The 20822-nt window shown below is 28.3% G+C and carries 19 protein-coding genes; all 19 read left to right on the top strand.

The window, feature by feature from the left end:
- Window positions 1-367: 367 nt before the first annotated feature.
- The 19 genes from IX290_RS02970 to IX290_RS02880 all read left to right on the top strand — a co-directional run bounded on the left by IX290_RS02970 (window position 368) and on the right by IX290_RS02880 (window position 20773).
- Window positions 368-2506 carry a nucleoside-diphosphate sugar epimerase/dehydratase gene (locus IX290_RS02970; protein WP_211491718.1) on the top strand — a complete coding sequence of 713 codons (2139 nt, stop codon included), beginning with the start codon at window positions 368-370 and terminating at the stop codon, window positions 2504-2506.
- A gap of 14 nt (window positions 2507-2520) precedes the next feature.
- Complete coding sequence (locus tag IX290_RS02965) at window positions 2521-3339, top strand: aldolase/citrate lyase family protein (protein WP_249168821.1); 819 nt, start codon at window positions 2521-2523, stop codon at window positions 3337-3339.
- Window positions 3340-3341: 2 nt separating this feature from the next.
- Window positions 3342-3929: a sugar transferase gene (locus tag IX290_RS02960; RefSeq protein ID WP_211491717.1), complete on the top strand. Its 588-nt coding sequence runs from the start codon at window positions 3342-3344 to the stop codon at window positions 3927-3929.
- A 10-nt stretch (window positions 3930-3939) separates the two neighbouring features.
- A complete protein-coding gene (locus IX290_RS02955) occupies window positions 3940-4845 on the top strand; it encodes an NAD(P)-dependent oxidoreductase (protein ID WP_211491716.1) in 906 nt (301 codons plus the stop codon).
- Between the two features lie 29 nt (window positions 4846-4874).
- Entirely contained in the window at window positions 4875-5702 is an 828-nt protein-coding gene (locus IX290_RS02950) for a LicD family protein (RefSeq protein WP_211491715.1), read from the top strand.
- A 20-nt stretch (window positions 5703-5722) separates the two neighbouring features.
- Complete coding sequence (locus tag IX290_RS02945) at window positions 5723-6634, top strand: LicD family protein (protein ID WP_211491714.1); 912 nt, start codon at window positions 5723-5725, stop codon at window positions 6632-6634.
- Complete coding sequence (locus tag IX290_RS02940; RefSeq protein ID WP_211491713.1) at window positions 6634-7800, top strand: O-antigen ligase family protein; 1167 nt, start codon at window positions 6634-6636, stop codon at window positions 7798-7800. The genes IX290_RS02945 and IX290_RS02940 overlap by 1 nt, the downstream gene beginning before the upstream one ends.
- Window positions 7775-9265, top strand: a complete 1491-nt coding sequence (locus tag IX290_RS02935) for an oligosaccharide flippase family protein (protein ID WP_211491712.1) — start codon at window positions 7775-7777, stop codon at window positions 9263-9265. Before IX290_RS02940 ends, IX290_RS02935 begins: the two co-directional genes overlap by 26 nt.
- Complete coding sequence (locus IX290_RS02930) at window positions 9262-10311, top strand: NAD-dependent epimerase/dehydratase family protein (RefSeq protein ID WP_211491711.1); 1050 nt, start codon at window positions 9262-9264, stop codon at window positions 10309-10311. The genes IX290_RS02935 and IX290_RS02930 overlap by 4 nt, the downstream gene beginning before the upstream one ends.
- Window positions 10312-10332: 21 nt before the next feature.
- Window positions 10333-11049, top strand: a complete 717-nt coding sequence (locus IX290_RS02925; protein ID WP_211491710.1) for an IspD/TarI family cytidylyltransferase — start codon at window positions 10333-10335, stop codon at window positions 11047-11049.
- Between the two features lie 23 nt (window positions 11050-11072).
- Window positions 11073-12146: an aminotransferase class V-fold PLP-dependent enzyme gene (locus tag IX290_RS02920; RefSeq protein WP_211491709.1), complete on the top strand. Its 1074-nt coding sequence runs from the start codon at window positions 11073-11075 to the stop codon at window positions 12144-12146.
- A gap of 13 nt (window positions 12147-12159) precedes the next feature.
- Complete coding sequence (locus IX290_RS02915; protein ID WP_211491708.1) at window positions 12160-13491, top strand: Gfo/Idh/MocA family oxidoreductase; 1332 nt, start codon at window positions 12160-12162, stop codon at window positions 13489-13491.
- Window positions 13492-13698: 207 nt separating this feature from the next.
- Complete coding sequence (locus tag IX290_RS02910) at window positions 13699-13989, top strand: DNA-binding protein (protein ID WP_211491707.1); 291 nt, start codon at window positions 13699-13701, stop codon at window positions 13987-13989.
- A 133-nt stretch (window positions 13990-14122) separates the two neighbouring features.
- Window positions 14123-15454: an amino acid permease gene (locus IX290_RS02905; RefSeq protein ID WP_211491706.1), complete on the top strand. Its 1332-nt coding sequence runs from the start codon at window positions 14123-14125 to the stop codon at window positions 15452-15454.
- Between the two features lie 37 nt (window positions 15455-15491).
- Window positions 15492-16814: a Wzz/FepE/Etk N-terminal domain-containing protein gene (locus IX290_RS02900; protein WP_211491705.1), complete on the top strand. Its 1323-nt coding sequence runs from the start codon at window positions 15492-15494 to the stop codon at window positions 16812-16814.
- A gap of 46 nt (window positions 16815-16860) precedes the next feature.
- Window positions 16861-17871: a glycosyltransferase family 52 gene (locus IX290_RS02895; RefSeq protein ID WP_211491704.1), complete on the top strand. Its 1011-nt coding sequence runs from the start codon at window positions 16861-16863 to the stop codon at window positions 17869-17871.
- Window positions 17872-17879: 8 nt separating this feature from the next.
- Window positions 17880-19199, top strand: a complete 1320-nt coding sequence (locus tag IX290_RS02890) for a flippase (protein ID WP_211491703.1) — start codon at window positions 17880-17882, stop codon at window positions 19197-19199.
- Between the two features lie 19 nt (window positions 19200-19218).
- A complete protein-coding gene (locus IX290_RS02885) occupies window positions 19219-19926 on the top strand; it encodes an acylneuraminate cytidylyltransferase family protein (protein WP_211491702.1) in 708 nt (235 codons plus the stop codon).
- 148 nt (window positions 19927-20074) lie between these two features.
- Complete coding sequence (locus IX290_RS02880) at window positions 20075-20773, top strand: DUF5710 domain-containing protein (RefSeq protein WP_211491701.1); 699 nt, start codon at window positions 20075-20077, stop codon at window positions 20771-20773.
- The last annotated feature ends 49 nt before the right edge of the window (window positions 20774-20822 follow it).

Raw genomic sequence — 20822 nt, 5'->3', positions numbered from 1 at the left:
ATGAGGTAAAATAAGCAAGGTTTATCTGGAAACTATATTTTTATTAGAAAATAATCATCTTTTAATTTACAAACATTTTATATTTTGTTATATAATAAAATACAAATTAAAAATGAAATGAGAAATAAAAGGAATTATATTAGGTGGAGGAAGTGGAACAAGGCTATGACCTGAGACATCTTTTGTCAGTGGAAATAAGGTGGTGTGTTAGTAATCAATGGTGGTAAAAAAACTTATAGGATATTTAGTGCAAAAATATTGTGAGTTTTAGCTAAAATTAAAGGTTTTGTAATAATATATTGATTGACATTTATGGTAAATATAGTAAAATGTAAGAGGAAAACTAAAAAATGGGGAGTAACAACTGATGAAATTTGAAATAGTTTATGTAATTTTATTATTTATTGTATATAGAACAGTGTTTCATATGGTAGATTTAAGTATTAATACTGCCATGTATGGACTTTTTGCCATTCTTCTTTTCTTTTACTATTTAACAGATAATCTGAATTTTAATAAAAAAGCTAAGTATAAATCGGTGTATGTAAATGCAGTGATATTTTTAATATTTCTTTTTTTCTATAAGAATCCGTATATTTTTGTAGCTTTTTTACTTTTTTCTATTTTTCAGATAGTGATACAAAGATTATTTAAAAAATTACATATGGATAAAGAGGAGAGATATAATCCATCACTTGTGAACATAAGAGGTGGAGTAAAGCTTTTACTTGATACAGGAAGTGTTTGTGCAGCAATAGTACTTTCGTTTATGATGAAGTATGATACAGATTGGATGAAATATATTAAAAAAGATTATTTCTTTATATATTTAAGCATATTCTTATTAGGGTATGTATTTAAGAAGATTAGTGAAAAGAGTTGGAGTTATACGAATATATTAGACGTATTTAATTTGTTGTGCCTAAATATATTTACTGCAGCTGTTTTCACTATTTTTGTCTTGTTTCAAAAAACAGGATCATATCCATGGGTTATACTTTTTATGATTATGCTTATCTCTGTTTCATTACAGCTTTTCGGAAGATATTTATTTAGATTAAATAGATACTATGCTGGAACTAAAAGAAAGGGAAAAGTAATAAAAAGAGCCCTTATATATGGAGCTGGAGAGGCAGGAGCAATACTTGCAAGAGAATCATTTACAAGTCCTACTTTTCCATACAAGATAGTAGGGTTTATAGATGATGACTTTAAAAAGGTTGGAACAGAGATTTATAAGGTAAAAGTACTGGGAACAATGAAAGCAATACAGAAGATAATTGAGAATGAAAAGATAGATGAGATTTTACTTGCTCTTCCATCAATTAAAGGAGAGCAGATTAGAAGTATAGTAGAAAAAATTCAGGGTATTGAGAATATTAAGATTAAAACAGTATCAGGAATACCTGAAATACTTGAAGATAGAGAACTAGCTACTCAACTTAGAAGTGTAAAGATAGAAGATCTTTTAGGAAGAGATGAAATAAGTATAAATGATTCAAACATTAGATCCCTAATAGAAGGAAAAACTATATTTGTGACAGGTGGAGCTGGAAGCATAGGATCAGAGTTAGCAAGACAGATAGCTAAATTTAATCCAAGACAGCTTGTAGCAATAGATGTAAATGAAAATGACATATATTTCTTAGAATTGGAACTACATAGACTTTATCCAAATCTTAATTATGTATCTGAGATATGTAATATCAGAGAGAAAGATAAACTGGAGTTTTTATTTAATAAGTATAAACCAAATATAGTGTTCCACGCAGCAGCTCATAAACATGTACCTCTGATGGAACATAATCCAGAAGAGGCTATTAAAAATAATATATTTGGAACTAAAAATGTAGCAGAGTGCGCTGATAAATATGGAGTCCAAAGAATGGTACTAATATCTACTGACAAGGCAGTAAATCCTACTAACCTTATGGGAGCAAGCAAAAGAGCATGTGAACTTGTAATAGAGCATATGAACAGAGTATCTAAAAATACTAAATTTATGGCAGTAAGATTTGGAAATGTACTTGGAAGTCATGGTTCAGTTATACCAATATTTAGAAACTTGATAGAGCAGGGTAAAAATTTAACGGTAACTCATAGAGATATTACAAGATACTTTATGACTATACCAGAAGCAGCTCAACTTGTAATAGAAGCTGGATCTATTGGAGAAGGTGGAGAGATATTTATTCTCGATATGGGAAAACCTGTAAAAATATATGAGCTGGCACAATCTATGATAAAGCTTTCAAATGCTAATGTAGGAATAGATATAGTAGGACTTAGACCAGGTGAGAAACTATATGAAGAACTTCTTTATGATGTAAATAATGCGATTAAAACAGAAAACAAGAAGATATTTATAACTAAAATACAAGGACATACAGATATTACAAAATTTTACGAGGAACTAATGAAAGTAACCAACAATCCAGATATAGATAAAATTAAAGAATTAATGAAAAGAGTTATAGTTACATATAGAGAAGCAGACTATAAATAAGGAGAGCAAATGAAATGTTGAAAACAATGTATATTACTAATGATCCTAAAGTGGCATTAATTGCACAAAAATATGGTGTAGATAGAATTTGGATTGACCTGGAGACACTAGGAAAAGAAGAAAGACAAAAAAATATGAACACAGTAAAATCAAAGCATACGATTGAAGACATAAAAAAACTAAGGCCTTTTTTAAAAAAATCAGAACTTTTAGTAAGGGTTAATCCAATAAATATTAATTCACAGAGAGAAATAGATGCCGTTATTAAAAATGGAGCAGATATAATAATGTTGCCAATGTGGAAAACTTTAGAGGAAGTTAAAAAATTTTTAGAGTATGTTGATGGAAGAGTAAAAACGACTTTATTACTTGAAACGAAAGAAGGTGTTGAAATATTAGAAGAAATACTTTCAATGAAAGCAGTCGATGAAATTCATATAGGATTAAATGATTTGCATTTAAGTTATGGAATGAAATTTATGTTTGAACCTCTTGCTAATGGAATAGTGGAAGAGATTTGTAATAAAATAAGAAAGTTTAATATTCCATATGGGTTTGGTGGAGTTGCTCAGATAGGGGAAGGTCTTCTTCCAGCTGAAAATATAATATTAGAACATTATAGATTAGGTTCGACTAGAGTTATTTTATCACGAAGTTTTTGTAACACTGAAATGCTAAAAAATATAGATGAAATAGAAAGAATATTTTCAACGAATATTTGTAAAATGAAAGAATTTGAGAAAAAAATTTCTGGAATTGAAGAGCAGAGATTCATAGAAAATAAATTAAAAACAGAGAACATGATAAAAGAAATAGTAAAAAGCAGGAGATAAAAATGTATAAGTTGTTTTTTAAAAGATTAATAGATATAGTTGTTTCTTTTTTAGGCTTGGTAGTTTTATTACCTTTATTTTTAGTTGTTGCCTTATTTATAAAAATAGATTCTAAAGGACCAGTTTTTTTTAAACAGAAAAGACTAGGAAAAAATGGCAAAGTATTTGAAATATATAAATTTAGAAGTATGTGCGAAGGAGCAGAAAATAAAGGTTCTAAACAGTATTCTTTTGAAGGAGATCCACGAATAACAAGAGTAGGCAAAATATTAAGAAATACTAGTATTGATGAGTTGCCTCAGTTTATAAATATTTTAAAAGGTGATATGTCACTTATAGGATTTAGACCACCATTAACTTATCACCCTCATAAATATGAAGATTATTCTAATGAGCAAAAAAGAATGTTTATCTTAAGACCAGGAGTTACTGGCTGGGCACAAGTTAATGGGAGAAAACAGATTGATTGGCCAACAAGGATTGAATTAAATATTTGGTATGTAGATCATATTTCTTTTCTTTTAGATTGTAAAATAGTAATAATGACAGTATATAAAGTGCTTTTAAATAAAAATAATACTAATAAATGAGGTGATTACAGTGAAAATATTAATAACAGGAGCACTTAAATTAACTACATATTTAAAAAAAAAATTAGAAAAGAAAGGTTTTGAAATTATTTATATTAAAAATGAATTAGAAAAAATAGATTCAAATTTTAATGATATAGTTGGAGTTATTTGTAATAATTTTTTTAAGTATAATGATATTAGGAAATTTAAAAATTTAAAGTTTATACAGGTTACAAGTGCAGGATTAGATCGTCTGCCGTTAAATTATATAAATAATAATAATATAGCTTTATTTAGGGCATCTCACGTATATGATGTTCCAATTAGTGAATGGGTGGTATTAGGAATACTATATTTTTATAAAAATTTACCATTTTTTATAAAAAATATGAAAGAAAAACGCTGGGAGAAAAAAAGGAATTTACGAGAGTTAAACGATAAAAAAATTTGTATTATAGGCTGTGGACAGATAGGAATTGAATGCGCAAAACGTCTTAAATCATTTGATTGTAAAATAATAGGGATAGATATTTATAAAGATGAAAAATTATATTTTGATAAAATATATTCTATAGAAATGTTAAATCAGATTTTAAAAACTGCTGATATAGTAATATTGACAGTTCCACTAACAGAAAGTACTCATCATATTATAAATAAGGATAATTTATATTTACTTAAAGAGGATAGTATATTGATAAATGTTTCTAGAGGTGGATTAATAGATGAAAAAGTGTTAATTGATTTATTGAAGAAAAAATCTGAACTTCAAGTTATGTTAGATGTTTTTGAAAAAGAACCATTGGAAGAGGAAAATGAATTATGGGAATTAGATAATGTATTAATATTGCCACATAATTCTTTTGTTTCAATAGATAATAATGAGCGATTAGAGAAGAGAATTATTGAAAATATAGAGGGATTAGGATATTAATTTAGAAAATAAGAGAGGTAAAATTAATTATGAAAAAAGTAGATAACCTTGTAGAGTTACAAAGAATAAATTTAAAAATATTAGAAGCAATGTATAAAATTTGTAATGAAAATAAGATAAGATTATATTTGCTTGGAGGAACTTTATTAGGAGCAGTTAGACACAAAGGTTTTATTCCTTGGGATGATGACGTAGATGTAAGCATGACTCGTACAGATTATGAAAGATTAAAAAAAATAATGGCGAGTAAAAAACAAAATGAGTTCATACTAATAGATCCAGAGGAAGATAAAAAATTCAGGGGATATATACCAATATTTGCATATAATAATTCAAAGATGATTTCTAAACAATACAGAATACAAGAGGAATTGAAGCTTGGTATAAGTATATTCATTTATGATGGTATTACAGAAAACAGATTTTTTCAATGGTTATATTTAAAAAAAATGTATTTTTTAAGAAGTTGTCATGCGTTATGTAGAGCTAATTTTAAATATGTAAATACAAATATAGCAAAATTAGTTGGACCAATATTGCAACCATTTTTTTCATTACATGATGTCTATAAATACAAGGCAAAAATTTTAAGTTATCAGAAAAAATATGATTATAAAGTTGCAAAATATGTAGCTCCAAATGCTGATGCAGGAGCAAAAAAAGAGACAGTTTTAAAAAGTGTTTATGAAGATGCAAAAGAAATTGAATTTGAAGGAATAAAATGTTTGGTTCCTAGTAATTACTTAGAGCATTTAGAAAAATATTATGGAAATTTCATGGAACTACCACCTGAAGATGAGAGAATTCCAAAGCATTCTTTTTCTATTTGGGTAGATGATGAAGTTTTAAAAAAATGAATATCTAAAAGGAGCTAGTAATGTTTATAAATAGCAGGAAAATATTTGATGAAATAAAAAAGAAAAAATGTGATCAATATATATTAACAACTGAAGAATTGAAATTGTTACAGCAATGTCTTTTAAAAGTATTAACTGATGTATTAGACTCAGCAAATAAAAGTGGAATAAAAGTTATGCTTGGAGGAGGATCGTTACTAGGAGCAGTAAGACATAAAGGATTCATTCCATGGGATGATGATGTTGATTTAATGATTTTTCGTAAAGACTATGAAAAATTATTACAGCAAATAGAGAGTGATTATGGAAATAAATATTTTATTTCTAGGCCTAATGATGGGAAAGGGAATACATCAACGTTTGCGAAAGTAATAAAACCTGGAATTAAAATTAGTAATCTGACAAACTTTGGTTCTACTTATCCCCAAGGAATTACGATAGAAATTTTTCCGATAGATAACTTGCCAAAGTCAAAATTGTTAATATATAGAAATGCAATTTTATGTAAAATTTTAAGTTTTTTAGCAACATCAGGAAAAATGAATAGATTTAAAAATAAAATTTTAAAAGATATTCTTTTAGAGACTTTTTTAGGAAAGTTATATTACTATTTAAGAGTTGTATTAATAGGAAGTTTAGTAGAATTAATTAAGTACGAAAAATTGAATAATTTATTTGATAGGATAGTTTCGAAATATCCTGAGAGTTCAGAGGTAACGGTTCCTACTGGAAGGAAAGGATATATAGGCGAGATACAATTAAGAGAAGATATGACTCCCAAAAAGGTTTTATTATTTGAAAATTTAAATGTATATGTTCCAAATAATTACGACAAATATTTAAAAAAATTATATAGAAATTATATGGAAATACCACCAATAGAAAAGCGTGAACAACATTTTTATGTGGAATTTGATTTGAGGGAAAAATAATGCTATTAAATAAAAAAAAGGTAATTTTTTATTTGTTATTGTTATTTCCATTTTTTGAACCAAAGTATTTTATAGAGAACACTAATTTTTTTATTATAAATTGTATATATGATATCTTTCAAATTTTCTCAGTTGTAATAGCATTTATGATATTTTTAAAACAAAGGACAGCGAGCAAAATTTTTTTCTCAATATTTTTTTATTGGGGAATTATTTTACTTTCAACAATTTTTAATCCTGAAGGAGATATTTTTTCCGTAATTATAAAGCTTGTAATGAGTTTAACAATTGTACTTATAACAGAGCAAGGTATTTTAAACCATAAAATGGAATTTTTGACAGCAGTAACTATGTTATGTAATACTTTAGTGATAATAAATTTGATATCTGTAGTAATTTTTCCCAATGGGTTATATTATACAGTTCAACCCGATAATTGGTTTTTAGGGAACAGAAATGGTTTTATCTTCTTATACTTATTGACAATTTATTGTAATTTTTTAAAAATAAATTTATTAGGAAAAGGCAAACTAAAGATTCCTAAATTCATAATAGCAATTATTATTATATCTAGTTATTTAGTTTGGTCAGCAGCATCATTGTTGGTAGTTTCGTTTGTATGTATATTAATGATTTTTATTGAAAAAAAAATAATAAAAAAAATATTAGACATTTTTTTTGTTATGGGAATGTATTTTTTTGTTTCGTATTTGTTTGTTTATTTGAAAATACAGTATCATTTTAGATTTATTATTGAAGGATATTTAAAGCGAAAAGTTACACTATCGAAGCGTGAATATATTTGGGAATGCGGAGTGGAGTATATAAAAAAACATTTTACTTTTGGTGTAGGAATTGAAAAAAAGGCATACATAGAAAGAATTTTGGGTTATGATCACTTACATAATCAATTTTTAGATATGTTGTATATCGGTGGAGTTGCATTAATTATAATTTTTATATTTATAATATATTTAATTAATAAAAATATTAAGGTAAATGAAAATTTATTTATAACGAATATGACTAGAATAGTAATATGTGGATATTTTATAGAATTTTTAGTTGAATCAAGAAAGAATTCATATTATTTCTATATTACTTTAATTTTAGCTTATTATTTAAACTATATTTTCAAAAATGGAGAAGAAAGTACTTATGGTTAAAACATTCAAAAATTTTATAACTAGTTTTATGAGTAAGTATAGGGCATTACCTATAACTTTTAAAGTATCAATTGGCTATTTTCTTTGTATAGTTTTACAAAAAATAGCAAATTTAGTAACATTACCGTTATTTACAAGATGGCTGTCTCCAGAAGATTATGGGAAATTGAGTTTATATATTTCTTGGAAAACAATTTTTGTTATATTTTGTACTTTAAATTTATATTCAGGAACTTATAATGCTGGATTTAATAAATTTAATGAAAAAAAGAATGAGTTTACTTCTGCAATACAAGGGTTATTAATAACGTTAAGCATAATATTTATATTTATATATTTAATATTTAATAACTTTATAACAAGAGTGATTGGTTTACCATTTTTAATTATGCTTTCAATGTTTATTGAAATTTTAGGAAGTAGTTTAGTTTTGCTTTGGAATGCACGGCAAAGATTTGCCTATAAATATATTTCGATATTAGTTATAACAATATTAGTTTATCTATTCACTCCTTTAGTAACTATATTTTTAATGGGTATTTCTAAAAATAAATTAATAACAAGGATTGTCGTTCAAGCGATTTTAACTTTAATTTTTGTTTTGCCTTTTGCTAAAAGAATACATATTAAAAATTTCTTTTATAACAAAACTTATTGGAAATTTGCCTTATTTTTTTCAATCCCTTTAATACCTCATTATTTATCCCAAATAATTTTGACTCAATCAGATAGAATAATGATAGATAAGTTATGCAATAGAACTGATGTAGCTATTTATAGTGCTGGCTATACAATTGGTTTAATAGCTAATTTATTAGTGACTTCTGTTGGGCAAGTTTATGGACCATGGTTATTTAAAGTTTTAAGAATTAAAGATTATAAAAAAGTAAAAACAGCTTCTAATGTAATTTTAATAGGGGGGATGTTTTGTATCATACTTTTAGTGCTATTAGCACCGGAATATATACAATTTATTTTACCACCTAATTATCATCAAGTTATTTATATAATTCCAGCAGTAGCAGTAAGTACTTATTACCAGTTAATTTATAATTTAGTATCCAATGTAGAGTTTTTTTATTTGAAAAATAAGTTCATATTAATTTCCTCGATGATAGCAGCAACTCTTAATGTGATATTAAATTTAATATTTATTCCTAAATATGGATTTATAGCAGCTGGATATACTACATTGGTTAGTTATTTTTTTTATGGGATATCACATTTTATATTTGTAATGAAAATATGTGATGCGGAAATAAACACTCAGCTCTATGATAAGTTTTTTTTCATATTAACATCAATGATAATGATATTATTTTCAGTCATTGCGGTAATACTGTATGACTATTTGTATTTAAGATACTTTGTAATAAGTTTAATTTTAGGAATTAGTTTATTAGAAGTTTATAAAAATAAAGAAATTATATTTCGGATTTTGAATAAAAATAAGGAGGAAAAATGATAACTTTTTCAAATCATGTATTAAAAGAGGATTTAAAAAAAATAATTAATTCAAATATTGCTTTTGAAAAATTAAAAGGGAAAAGTATTTTGATAACAGGTGCAACAGGAATGTTGGCCACATATATTACTTTTTTATTTGTGGAATTAAATATGAAAAAAAACTATAACATTAATATTTTTGCATTAGTAAGAAATAAAGAGAAGGGATTAAGACAGTTTAAGGATATATTAAATGAGAAGAATTTTCATTTGATTACTCAGGATATAACATCTCCAATAGATTTAAATGAGTCAATTGATTATATTTTTCATTTAGCAAGTTCTGCGAATCCACAAACTATAAAAAAGGATCCTCTTAGCATAATAAAAGCAAATACGATAGGGACTTTAAATGTATTTGAATTTGCAAGACATAAAAATTCAAGAGTATTTTTTGCTTCAACTAGAGAAGTGTATGGAAAAATTGAAAATAGAGATTATATTGCTGAGAATGACATGGGAACATTAAATCCTCTTGAAGATAGGGCGTGTTATCCTGAAAGCAAAAGAATGAGCGAAACTATTTGTAGGAGTTATTTTTTACAATATGGGGTAAGATATCAAATAGCAAGAATTGCTCATGTATATGGTCCAGGAATGAATATTGATAATGATGGTAGAATAATGTCTGATATTATATCAAATGTCGTAAAAAATGAAGACATAATATTAAAAAGTGATGGCTCTGCTATAAGATCGTTTTGCTACATTACTGATGCTATAGAAGCGATGATGCTAATATTATTAGAAGGTTTAGAAAATGAAGTATATAATATATCTAATGAAGTGGAAGAAGTTTCGATTAAAAATTTGGCAAATTTATGTGTTGATATTTTTCCAGATAAAAAAATAAAAGTAAAGTGCATTCCTCAACATTCTTCTAATAATTTATATACAAATTATAAAAGAGTTGGTTTAAATAATAAAAAATTAAATTCTTTAGGTTGGAGCCCGAAAATTTCATTAAAAGAGGGAATCGAAAATACAGTTAAGAGTTTTAATTAAATAAAAAGGAGTTAAATTATTATGAATATGGCGGTTATTTTTGCAGGCGGTGTTGGAAAGAGAATGAAAACTAATGGAACACCAAAACAATTTTTAAGATTATATGACAAGGAAATTATTATTTATACTCTTGAATTATTCCAAAATAATGAAAAAATTGATAAAATTATTATTAGTTGTTTAGAAGAAAAAATAGAATATTTAAAGGAGTTAATAAAAAAATTTAATTTAACTAAAGTAGTAAGCATAGTAAAAGGTGGAAATACAGGTCAAGAGTCAATTTATAATGCATTACAGAGCGCAAAAAAAGAATCTATTTCGGAAAAGGATATAGTACTGATACATGATGGTGTGAGACCATTAATATTACAAAAAACTATAGATGATAATATTGTTATGGTGGAGACTAAAGGAAATTCAATAACAGTAGCTCCAGCTGTTGAAACAGTTGTAAATATAAAAGATGATAAAGTAAAAAAAATATTATCTCGGAATGAATGTTTTTTAGCAAGAGCACCTCAGTCGTTTTATTTGCGAGATATTTTAAAGTGTCATGAGAAGGCAAAATTAGAAAAGAAAGAGTTCATAGATTCAGCTTCTTTAATGGACTACTATGGAAATAATTTAAATATAGTTGAAGGACCAAGCGAAAATATAAAAATAACAACACCGATAGATTTTTATATATTTAAGGCAATTTTAGATGCAAAAAGAAATATAGATGTATTTGGATTATAGTTTGATAAAAGGAGAATATAAAAATGCTTAATTTGACAGTAGGACCAGTACAATCAAATAATATTGTTAGAAAAATAGGATCAGAACAAGTACCATATTTTAGAACTGCAGAATTTTCAGAAATTATGAAAGAAAATGAAAGACTAATGTTAGAATTTTCAAGGGCTCCTAAGAACTCAAGAGCGGTATTTATGACTGCTTCTGGAACGGGGGCAATGGAGGCATCAATTATAAATACATTAAGTGATAAAGATAAAGTATTGGTAATAAATGGAGGAAGCTTTGGACAGCGTTTTATAGATATTTTAAAATTACATGAAATTCCATATGATGAAATAAAATTGGAAACTGGTAAAAAATTAGTCTATAATGATTTAAAAAAATTTGAACATAAAGGGTATACAGCATTTTTAGTGAATCTTCATGAAACTTCAACAGGTGTATATTATGATATTGAGATGATTAGTGAATTTTGTAAAAGAAACAATCTATTTTTAATTGTAGATTCTATTTCCTCTTTTTTAGCAGATGAATTTAACATGTCTAAATTGGGGGTAGATATAATGATAACAGGATCTCAAAAAGCTCTTGCTTGCCCTCCGGGAATATCTATAATTGTTTTGTCAACAAGGGCATTAGAGAGAATAGAAAAAAGTAAAGTAAAAAGTTTTTATTTTGATTTAAAAAGTGCTTTAAAAAATGGTGAAAGAGGACAAACACCATTTACACCAGCAGTAGGAATATTACTACAAATAAATGGACGTTTGAGAGAGATTAAACTTCAAGGTGGAGTTGAAAACGAAATAAAGAAAGTGGAAGCTCTTGCAAAGTATTTTAGACAAAAAATCCAGGCATTTCCATTTGAATTTGTGTCAGAATCTATGTCTAATGCAGTAACATCTTTACACCCAACAACAGCAAAGGCGAGTGATATCTTTGAAATACTTAAAGATGAATATGGAATTTGGATATGTCCCAATGGAGGAGAGCTAAAAGACAAAATATTTAGAGTTGGTCATATAGGAGACCTATCTATAAAAGATTATGATAGATTATTTGAAGTATTTAAAGACTTACAAAATCGAGGAATAATTTAAAAAGGAGAATTGCATGACTAAAGTTATAACTTATGGGACATATGATTTGTTACATTATGGACATATAAAATTACTTGAAAGAGCTAAAAAACTTGGAGATTATTTAATTGTTGGAGTAACTTCAGATGATTTTGATCGTGGGAGAGGAAAAATAAATGTTCAAGAATCTTTAATGGAAAGAGTTGCAAACGTAAAGGCTACTGGATTAGCTGACATGATTATTATAGAAGAGTATGAAGGGCAAAAAATTGATGATATTAAAAGATATGGCGTAGATATTTTTACTGTTGGTTCTGATTGGAAAGGACATTTTGATTATTTAAATGAATATTGTAAAGTTCAGTATCTTGAAAGAACTAAGGGAATTTCATCATCAAAATTAAGATCAGAACAACAATTACTAAGTATAGGACTTGTAGGAAATAGTGAAAGCAGAATTTTAAAAAAATATTGTGATGAATTTTTATATGTTAATGGAGCAAAAGTTAAATCTTTATGTACAAACAATTTAGAAATAATGCAGGAATTACAAAAAGATATTAAAGTTATAACAAAAGATTATGATACATTTCTAGATACTTGTGATGCAGTGTATATCATTTCACATCCATCTTCGCATTATCAAGAGATAAAGAAAGCTTTATTAAAAGGAAAACATGTACTATGTGAATCACCAATTTCATTGACTTTAGAAGAAACAAAGGAGTTGTTTGAACTTGCTGACAAAAAAAAATTAGTTCTTATGGAGGCGATAAAAACAGCGTATTCAATGGCATATAATCGTCTAATTTTACTTGCAAAAAGTGGACGTATAGGTAAAGTAGTATCAGTTGATACAACATGTACAAGTTTATTAGATTTAGAAAAAGTAGATTTAAAATCATCGAATATTTGGAATAGTATTACTTCATGGGGTCCAACTGCAATGTTACCTATTTTTGATATTTTGGGTACTGATTATGAACAGGTAGATTTGTATAGTCAATTTATTTCAGAGGGTAGTAAATTTGATTTATTTACAAAGGCAAATTTCAAATACAGAGATGCTGTAGCGTCTTTTAAAGTAGGACGAGGAATTAAATCAGAAGGAAATTTAGTAATTTCAGGAACAAAAGGTTATATTTATGTACCAGCTCCTTGGTGGAAAACTGATTATTTTGAATTAAGATATGAGAATCCTTTGGATAATAAGAGATATTTTTATAAATTAGATGGAGAAGGAATAAGGTTTCAATTAGTTTCTTTTTTAAGATATATTAATACTGGAAAAAGTTTTAATAATTGTGTTGATAGAAAAGTTTCATTTGAAATTAGTAAAGTTATAGAAAAATTTTATAAAGATTAATGATAAATATCATTTAACAAGTTATTGTTTTTAATTAACTAATATAAACAAATCTCAATTATTGCAATATTTATAAAAATAATTCTTTACAAATCCCACTTAAAGGTGTACTATGTACATATAAACAGTACGGTGTTCAAATGTACTGTACATAAAATATCAAGAGGGGGATACATGGAAGATTCTAAAAAGGAAAATGAGGAATTATTGAAAAAGTTATTGGCTGCACAAAAAGATTCGAAGGATGAAGAGAAATACAGAGCTGAAATTCAGGAATACTTGATGAAGAAGTTGGCTGAAAGTTCAGAGTCATCTCAGAAATTACAGGAAGAAATGGTTGACAAATATGGAATGTGGGTTACTATGAAGGAAGCAGCGAAGATAGTTAAAAGAAGTCGAAGTACTATGTATATGTACAAGAACAATGACCTCATTATTTATCGTCAGAATGACAGAGTTATATCTGTTTACACCAGAAGTTTGATTTTTGTTTTATAGAAAAAAGTTTTAATAGTATAAAGAGGAGAGCACAGAATTTTTTCTGTGCCTCTTTTATATTTTTCTTTATTTTGTATCTATTTTTTAGTATAATAAAAAAATGTTCATAAATTAGAAATTAGGAGATAAATTAATGAAAAATGAAAAAGAGTATGGGCTATTTACAGCTATTACAATGATAGTTGGAATAGTTATCGGTTCAGGGATATTCTTTAAAAGTGATAATATCCTTGTGTATACAAATGGAAGTATTATAAAGGGAGTGGCACTATTTTGCCTTGCAGCAGTTGGGATAATATTTGGATCTTTAACTATTGCAGTACTGGCCTCTAAGACTACTAAAGCTGGAGGATTAATTACTTATGCAGATGAGTATGTAGGAAGAAAGACAGCAGGTTGTTTTGGATGGTTCCAGGTATTTATCTATTATCCTTCCCTTATAGCAGTAGTATCATGGGTAGCTGGAGTATATATGTGTATGCTATTTGGATGGGAAGCATCATTTGAAAATATGGCAATAATAGGGACAATAGCATTTTTAGTATGCTTTGCAATGAACTATTTTTCAGCAGTTATGGGAGGATTTTTCCAGAACTTCTCTACTATATCAAAGGTACTATTACTTGCAGTACTATCTACTGCAGGATTTATATATGGAGATCCTAAATTTATCCAAAGTTCAGCTACTGCACATGGAAGTTTTTCATGGCTTGCAGCACTTGCACCTATTGCATTTTCATATGATGGATGGGTAGTATCTACTTCAATCTCTCATGAAATAAGAGATTCTAAAAAGAATCTTCCAATAGCATTGATAGTGGGACCAATATTTGTTCTTTTAGCATATATATTCTATTTTGTAGGAGTATCTATATTAGTGGGCCCTCAGGAGATCATAAGGCTTGGAGATGCTCATGTAAATAGGGCAGTTACCATGCTATTTGGTAATGCAGGAGCAAAAGTCTTTTTAATCTTTATTATTATATCAGTTCTTGGTACTTTAAATGGATTTACTTTAGGTTCACTTAGAATGCCATATTCTCTAGCAATAAGAAATATGTTTCCAATGAGTGAGAAGGTAGGATATATTGCACCAGGTCACCATGTACCTAAATATTCAGCTAAGATATCATTTGTACTTGCCATTCTATGGATAATACTTAACTACGTGACACAAAAATACAATATGATACCTAACTCTGATGTGTCAGAGATACCTATAATAGCAAGTTATATTTTGTATATAATCCTATATATATGCGTTATAAAGATGTATTTTACAAAAGAGGTACCAAGTATAGCAAGAGGAGTAATTATCCCTATAATAGCTATATTAGGGTCTCTAATGATAATAGTAGGTGGAATGCAAAATCCAATGACATTTATCTATCTTGGAATCTGCCTAATCTTTATTATAGTTGCCTATATTTATCTTTTAAAAATTGACAAAGATAGGCTTAAATAGTATAATTTTTATGAATAAATTATTAGTGGAGGATGGAATGAATAATCAGTTAGAGGAAAGAAAATATTATGAGGAAGACGAAATAGATCTATTGGATCTTGTAAGAACAGTAATGCAACATAAGGGGTTAATTGTAATAACTACAATTATATTTATGGTTGTATCACTATTTGGGGGATATTTTTACAATAAAAGTAAAGCTGTAACTACAGCAGTACTGACTTTAGACTATCCAGGAAGAGAAAAAGGATTAACACCTGATGGTGGAATTCTTACATCAGATTCTATATTGCCATTAGAGGCATTTCAATCAGTATATGAAGAGTATAAAGATCAGATAAAAAGTAAAGATTTTAAAGAGTTTGTAAAGAATAATCAGTTGGTATGGATGGTACCAGATTATATTCAAAAGAGAATAAAAGATGCAGCTAACAGAGGAGAAAAGTATGAGTATACTCCTATAGACTTCCAGATAAATTCGAAAGAAAACACTAAGGTAGTTGGAGCATTAGCTAATGATGCACTTGAGAGTTTTTTAAATAAATATAGACCTAATTATGTAATTGATCCTATAAGCATAAAGAAAGATTATGATTATCCAGTTGTTTATCAGCTTATAGATGATAAGATAGAAGCTTTAAAGGTTTTGATTGCAGATAGAGAAGAGAAGAAGTTCATATCAAATAAATCAGGATTCTCATTTGATAAGATTATGCAAAATATAGCAAGTCTTGAAAAAATAGAGCTTCAAGACTACTATTCATACTATACAGTACATCAGTTAAGTCTTGACAGTAAAACAAGAGATTTAAGATTTAAATCTGATATTCAAGTACTAAAAATGCAAAGAGATGCACTTAAATCTCAAGCAGCAGTACTAAAATCAATGATAGATGAGTACAAACCTAGTGAAAAGAGCTTTGTACTTGCAAATGTTGGAGAGCTTGATAAGAAAGTAACTCAAGGTGATGCATACTATGGAAAAATGCTTGATGAGTATTTTGCTTTAAATAAAGAGATAATTGCTAAAGAAAGCACAATATCAAGACTTACAGAAGAGAGCAAACTTACATTAACATATCCAACTGAAGAACAGCAGAAAGCTATAAATGAAAAACTTGATATTTTAGTAAATAAACTTAATAAGATAATAGATGAAGTAAATCAGTTAAATGATGAATATACTCGTGTAACTTACTCAAACATGATATCAATCAGTTCACCAGTTATTACTACAACTACTGGAAAACCATTATATATGTATCTAGTTGTTGGTTTAGTATTAGGTGGATGCTTTGGAATATTCTTGGCATTTGCAAGTGAGTTCAAAAAAGATTACAAGAAAAGATATTCTAAATAGTGATTGAGTAGGTAGTAAACCTCCTCTTTTTTTAAAGGAGAAAATAATGAAAAGAGTTTTTCTATATGATATGGATCGAGTCCTCTTTATATTTCTATTACTTGTTAACTTAGAAGTGGATGAGATTACCTATGTAACATATGAAAATAAAGAGGATAAGGTCAAAAATTTACCAGGGGATAAGATAATACTTAAAAATAGCAGGATGTATTCAAAATACAGCTTCTTAAACAGATTTAAGATGTCAGGGTACATAAAATCTTTAAGAAATGAGTATAAAGATATGCTAAAAGGTATAGCAGGTGATGATATAGAGCTATATGGAATGGATAATCTGGAACTTGGAAAAAGGGTATTTTACAGGGAGAAGATAAATATAATTGAAGAGGGACTTCTAAACTATATGCCTTACAAGGTTGTAGAATCCAAGTGGAAAAGATTTATCCAGAATACCATACTTTCCCTATATGGACTTGGAGAGAGAAGAGTCTTTATGGGATATGGAGATCTTATTAAAAAGGTATATCTTACAAAGGATCTGTGTAAAGAGATACCTAAAGGATTAGAATTCAAGGCAGAGGTATTGGACCTTAAAGCTCTGTGGGATAAAAAATCTTTAAAAGAGCAGGACCTTATTAAAAATGTATTTGGATTTAATGGTGAAATCTTAGATAAGGTCCATGATGAAACTGTAATGCTATTTACTCAGCCATTATCTGAGGATGGAGTGTTAAGTGAAGAGGAGAAAATAGCTCTATATGGAAAGATAATTGAAAAATACAAAGGACAGTCTCTTATTATAAAAGGGCATCCAAGGGAAAAAACTGACTATGGAAAGTATTTTCCACACTGCTATGTAATGAAGGAGAGATACCCAATTGAGCTTTTAACAGTGATGGGAGTTAGGATGACAAGGGCTGTGACTCTTTTTTCAACTGCAGTATTTGGACTTGGTAAAGATGTTGTAATTGATTTTTATGGAAGTGAAGTGGATCCTAAGCTTCTAGCCAGATTTGGGAGCTGTGATAATATAATGAAAAGGAATAGTTTTCTATAGAGGGATATATGAAAGATGGAAAAAAGATAGGTAAAAACATTGGTTGGCTTATGTTTGACAGCTTTTTTATACTTTTTCTGCAGTTTGTAGTAGGTATAAAGGTTGCCAATTTTTATGGTGCAACACTATATGGTAAGTATAATTATGCTGCGTCACTGATAGCCTTTTCAGCAATATTTTTCGAACTTATCAATGGAAGGGTAATTAAAAAATTCTATACTGATGAGAGCTTTGACAGGGTTGTATACAATGTAAATCTGTTTCGTAACACCCTTGCAATTGTTCTATTTTTTGTACCAATAGCTATTCAGATATTTGTTCCTATGGATAGCCTTCTATTCTATATGCTGGTTCTTATGGCATTTGATAATATTCTGGTTACATCTACATCTGGAATAGAGAACTTCTTTGAGTTTAAGCTTGAGTCTAAAAGGATAGTTATATCCAATAATATAGTGAAGATACTTTCATATTCACTCCAGTATCTCTGTATATATCTTCATATTGGAATAATTATGATTCCAGCTATAAGATGTATTGGTAACTTTATAAGGATGTGCCTTTTAAAGTATCAGTACAGAAAAGATTACTTAAGCAAAGTATCTGAAACTCAGAAGAAAAAGGAAAGATTTGATAAGTCTCTGATATTTAAAATGATAGATGAGAGCAAGTTTTTATGGATTACCTTTATCTCATTTCTTGTATATACCCAGATAGATAAGCTTATGATAGAGCAGTATTTAGGAGTTGCCCAGGTAGGAGTGTACACAATAGGGGTACAGCTATCTATAATACTATCTATACTTATTGGTCCTGTGCAGAACTCCATATTTCCCAAGATGCTGGAGCTTCATAGAGAGGATATGGCAAAATACAGGAAGTTTTATCTTTTTATAAATAGTGGAGTGACACAGTTTTACCTGTTTGCTACCCTGCTTTCAATAGCAGTAGTAAAGATACTATTTAAATATGTCTATGCACCTGAGTATAACGGAGCAATTATGGTGTACTCAATACTTGCTTTTTCAATACTTGTCAAGGCAAATGCATCACTTCAAACAGGGCATATGACAATTAGAAATATTACAAAAAAGAGCTTTTATAAGTCTTTTTTAGGACTTTTAATAAATATAGTGTTAAATATGGTACTCATTCAGAAATATGGTGTAAATGGTGCTGCAATAGCTACACTTTTAACTCAGATAATAGCACTGTTTGTTATAGATTTCTTTATACCAGAGTATAGAGAGCATGCAATGATACAACTAAAGTCATATAATACCCTGTTATTTGGAAAAATGTTGTATAATAGATTAAGGAAGAAATAAATTTTGAAGGTGATTTAAAATGTATAAAGGGAAAAAAATATTAGGTCTTATCCCAGCAAGAGGTGGGAGTAAGGGTATACCTTCTAAAAATATAATAGAGATATATGGAAAACCTCTTATCCAGTACTCTATTGAGTGTGCAAAAGGTTCTAAATACTTAGATAGAACCATTATTTCTACTGATGATATAAAAATAAAGGATGTAGCAGTAAAATGTGGTGGAGATGTACCATTTATGAGACCACCTGAACTTGCTCTTGATACATCAAAGACCATAGATGCTGTAGTTCATGCAATAAACTGGTTAAAGGAACATGGAGAGGAGTATGACTATCTTGTACTTCTTCAAAATACAGTGCCACTTAGAAAGCCATGGCATATAGATGAGGCCATTGAAAAGCTATTTGCAAGTAATGAAAAATCCCTTGTAAGTGTTACTGAGGTAGATGAAAACCCTGTACTTATGAGAACAATCAATGAAGATGGTACAGTTCACAACCTTCTAAATGTCAATAGTACAATGAGAAGACAGGACTTTCCAAAATTCTATAGAGTAGATGGAGCAATCTATATTCAGAAGCTTGATAAGGATTTCGGATTAAATACAAGTCTAAATGATGGTCGTCTTTCTTACATAATTGAGGAAAGATACTCTGTAGATATAGATACATATCTGGATATCAGAAAAATAGAGTACTATTTGGAACAGGAATTAAATCAGAACTAAATTCGTAAATAAATTGTTGTCAATGGGAAAAAATATGTTATAATTATAAAAAATGTTCACATTTTCATTAAGAAGTAATATTAAGATATATATGGTTATTTTATCGTGGAATTTTTTAAGGTCTGGGACCTGTAAAGGTGGGGAAAGTATGAATAAGAAACTGTATTTAGACGTATCATCTTCTGATGAGGAAACAGCAAAGAAACTTGGAGCAAAATTTGATAAGAGAAGGAAGCTATGGTATACAGATGCAGACCCTGAAAAATATATCAATTTTGCCAAATGGATAATCAGAGAGAAAAAAGATGTTACTACAATAGTGTGTGACTATATTTATATTATCCAAGGTACCAAAACATGTAAAAACTGTAATCAGGAGACTGGTATAATAGGCCTTGGAATAGAAAAATTCGTAGAGATATTTGCCATATATGGTGATGATGAAAAGACAAAGCCTGTGTACATCAATGAGATGTCAGGATTTGATGGTGAGCAGAATATGTATATCACCTGGATTGAAAATGAGAAGGAGATTCCTCCATTTATGCTAAAATACCTAAAGGAGAACTATCCAGTGAAAACAGGAATTTCAGAGATATCTGGAAAGGTTTTTGCCAACCACTGTGAGCACTGTGGAGCTCTTTTAGAAAAGGATGAGGTATTTGGAGAGCCTTTTATGCTGTCTGATGATGATTTTGAAAAGAATATTAAAAAGTCAAAAGAGTTTAAGATAAAGAGAGTTCCTCTAAAGGAAAATATAAGACTTGACTGTGAATATAGTGCAAGTGTCAATGAAACTGACGATATGTACCTTACATATGGTGATATAGAGGATGTTACATTATAAAAATAATATTTCAATTTTATATAATAAAAACAAGGAGGTAGAGCTATCT

The sequence above is a fragment of the Fusobacterium sp. DD2 genome (genome assembly GCF_018205345.1).
GTDB lineage: Bacteria > Fusobacteriota > Fusobacteriia > Fusobacteriales > Fusobacteriaceae > Fusobacterium_A.
The sequence above is the reverse complement of the archived record's forward strand: the minus strand, read 5'-3'. Positions and strand labels throughout refer to the sequence as shown.

What these genes read in the sequence shown, in the direction of transcription:
- IX290_RS02970 (WP_211491718.1), top strand. Translation starts at nt 368, where the DNA reads ATGAAATTTGAAATAGTTTATGTAATTTTATTATTTATTGTATATAGA.
- IX290_RS02965 (WP_249168821.1), top strand. Translation starts at nt 2,521, where the DNA reads ATGTTGAAAACAATGTATATTACTAATGATCCTAAAGTGGCATTAATT.
- IX290_RS02960 (WP_211491717.1), top strand. Translation starts at nt 3,342, where the DNA reads ATGTATAAGTTGTTTTTTAAAAGATTAATAGATATAGTTGTTTCTTTT.
- IX290_RS02950 (WP_211491715.1), top strand. Translation starts at nt 4,875, where the DNA reads ATGAAAAAAGTAGATAACCTTGTAGAGTTACAAAGAATAAATTTAAAA.
- IX290_RS02945 (WP_211491714.1), top strand. Translation starts at nt 5,723, where the DNA reads ATGTTTATAAATAGCAGGAAAATATTTGATGAAATAAAAAAGAAAAAA.
- IX290_RS02940 (WP_211491713.1), top strand. Translation starts at nt 6,634, where the DNA reads ATGCTATTAAATAAAAAAAAGGTAATTTTTTATTTGTTATTGTTATTT.
- IX290_RS02935 (WP_211491712.1), top strand. Translation starts at nt 7,775, where the DNA reads ATGGAGAAGAAAGTACTTATGGTTAAAACATTCAAAAATTTTATAACT.
- IX290_RS02930 (WP_211491711.1), top strand. Translation starts at nt 9,262, where the DNA reads ATGATAACTTTTTCAAATCATGTATTAAAAGAGGATTTAAAAAAAATA.
- IX290_RS02925 (WP_211491710.1), top strand. Translation starts at nt 10,333, where the DNA reads ATGAATATGGCGGTTATTTTTGCAGGCGGTGTTGGAAAGAGAATGAAA.
- IX290_RS02920 (WP_211491709.1), top strand. Translation starts at nt 11,073, where the DNA reads ATGCTTAATTTGACAGTAGGACCAGTACAATCAAATAATATTGTTAGA.
- IX290_RS02915 (WP_211491708.1), top strand. Translation starts at nt 12,160, where the DNA reads ATGACTAAAGTTATAACTTATGGGACATATGATTTGTTACATTATGGA.
- IX290_RS02905 (WP_211491706.1), top strand. Translation starts at nt 14,123, where the DNA reads ATGAAAAATGAAAAAGAGTATGGGCTATTTACAGCTATTACAATGATA.
- IX290_RS02900 (WP_211491705.1), top strand. Translation starts at nt 15,492, where the DNA reads ATGAATAATCAGTTAGAGGAAAGAAAATATTATGAGGAAGACGAAATA.
- IX290_RS02895 (WP_211491704.1), top strand. Translation starts at nt 16,861, where the DNA reads ATGAAAAGAGTTTTTCTATATGATATGGATCGAGTCCTCTTTATATTT.
- IX290_RS02890 (WP_211491703.1), top strand. Translation starts at nt 17,880, where the DNA reads ATGAAAGATGGAAAAAAGATAGGTAAAAACATTGGTTGGCTTATGTTT.
- IX290_RS02885 (WP_211491702.1), top strand. Translation starts at nt 19,219, where the DNA reads ATGTATAAAGGGAAAAAAATATTAGGTCTTATCCCAGCAAGAGGTGGG.
- IX290_RS02880 (WP_211491701.1), top strand. Translation starts at nt 20,075, where the DNA reads ATGAATAAGAAACTGTATTTAGACGTATCATCTTCTGATGAGGAAACA.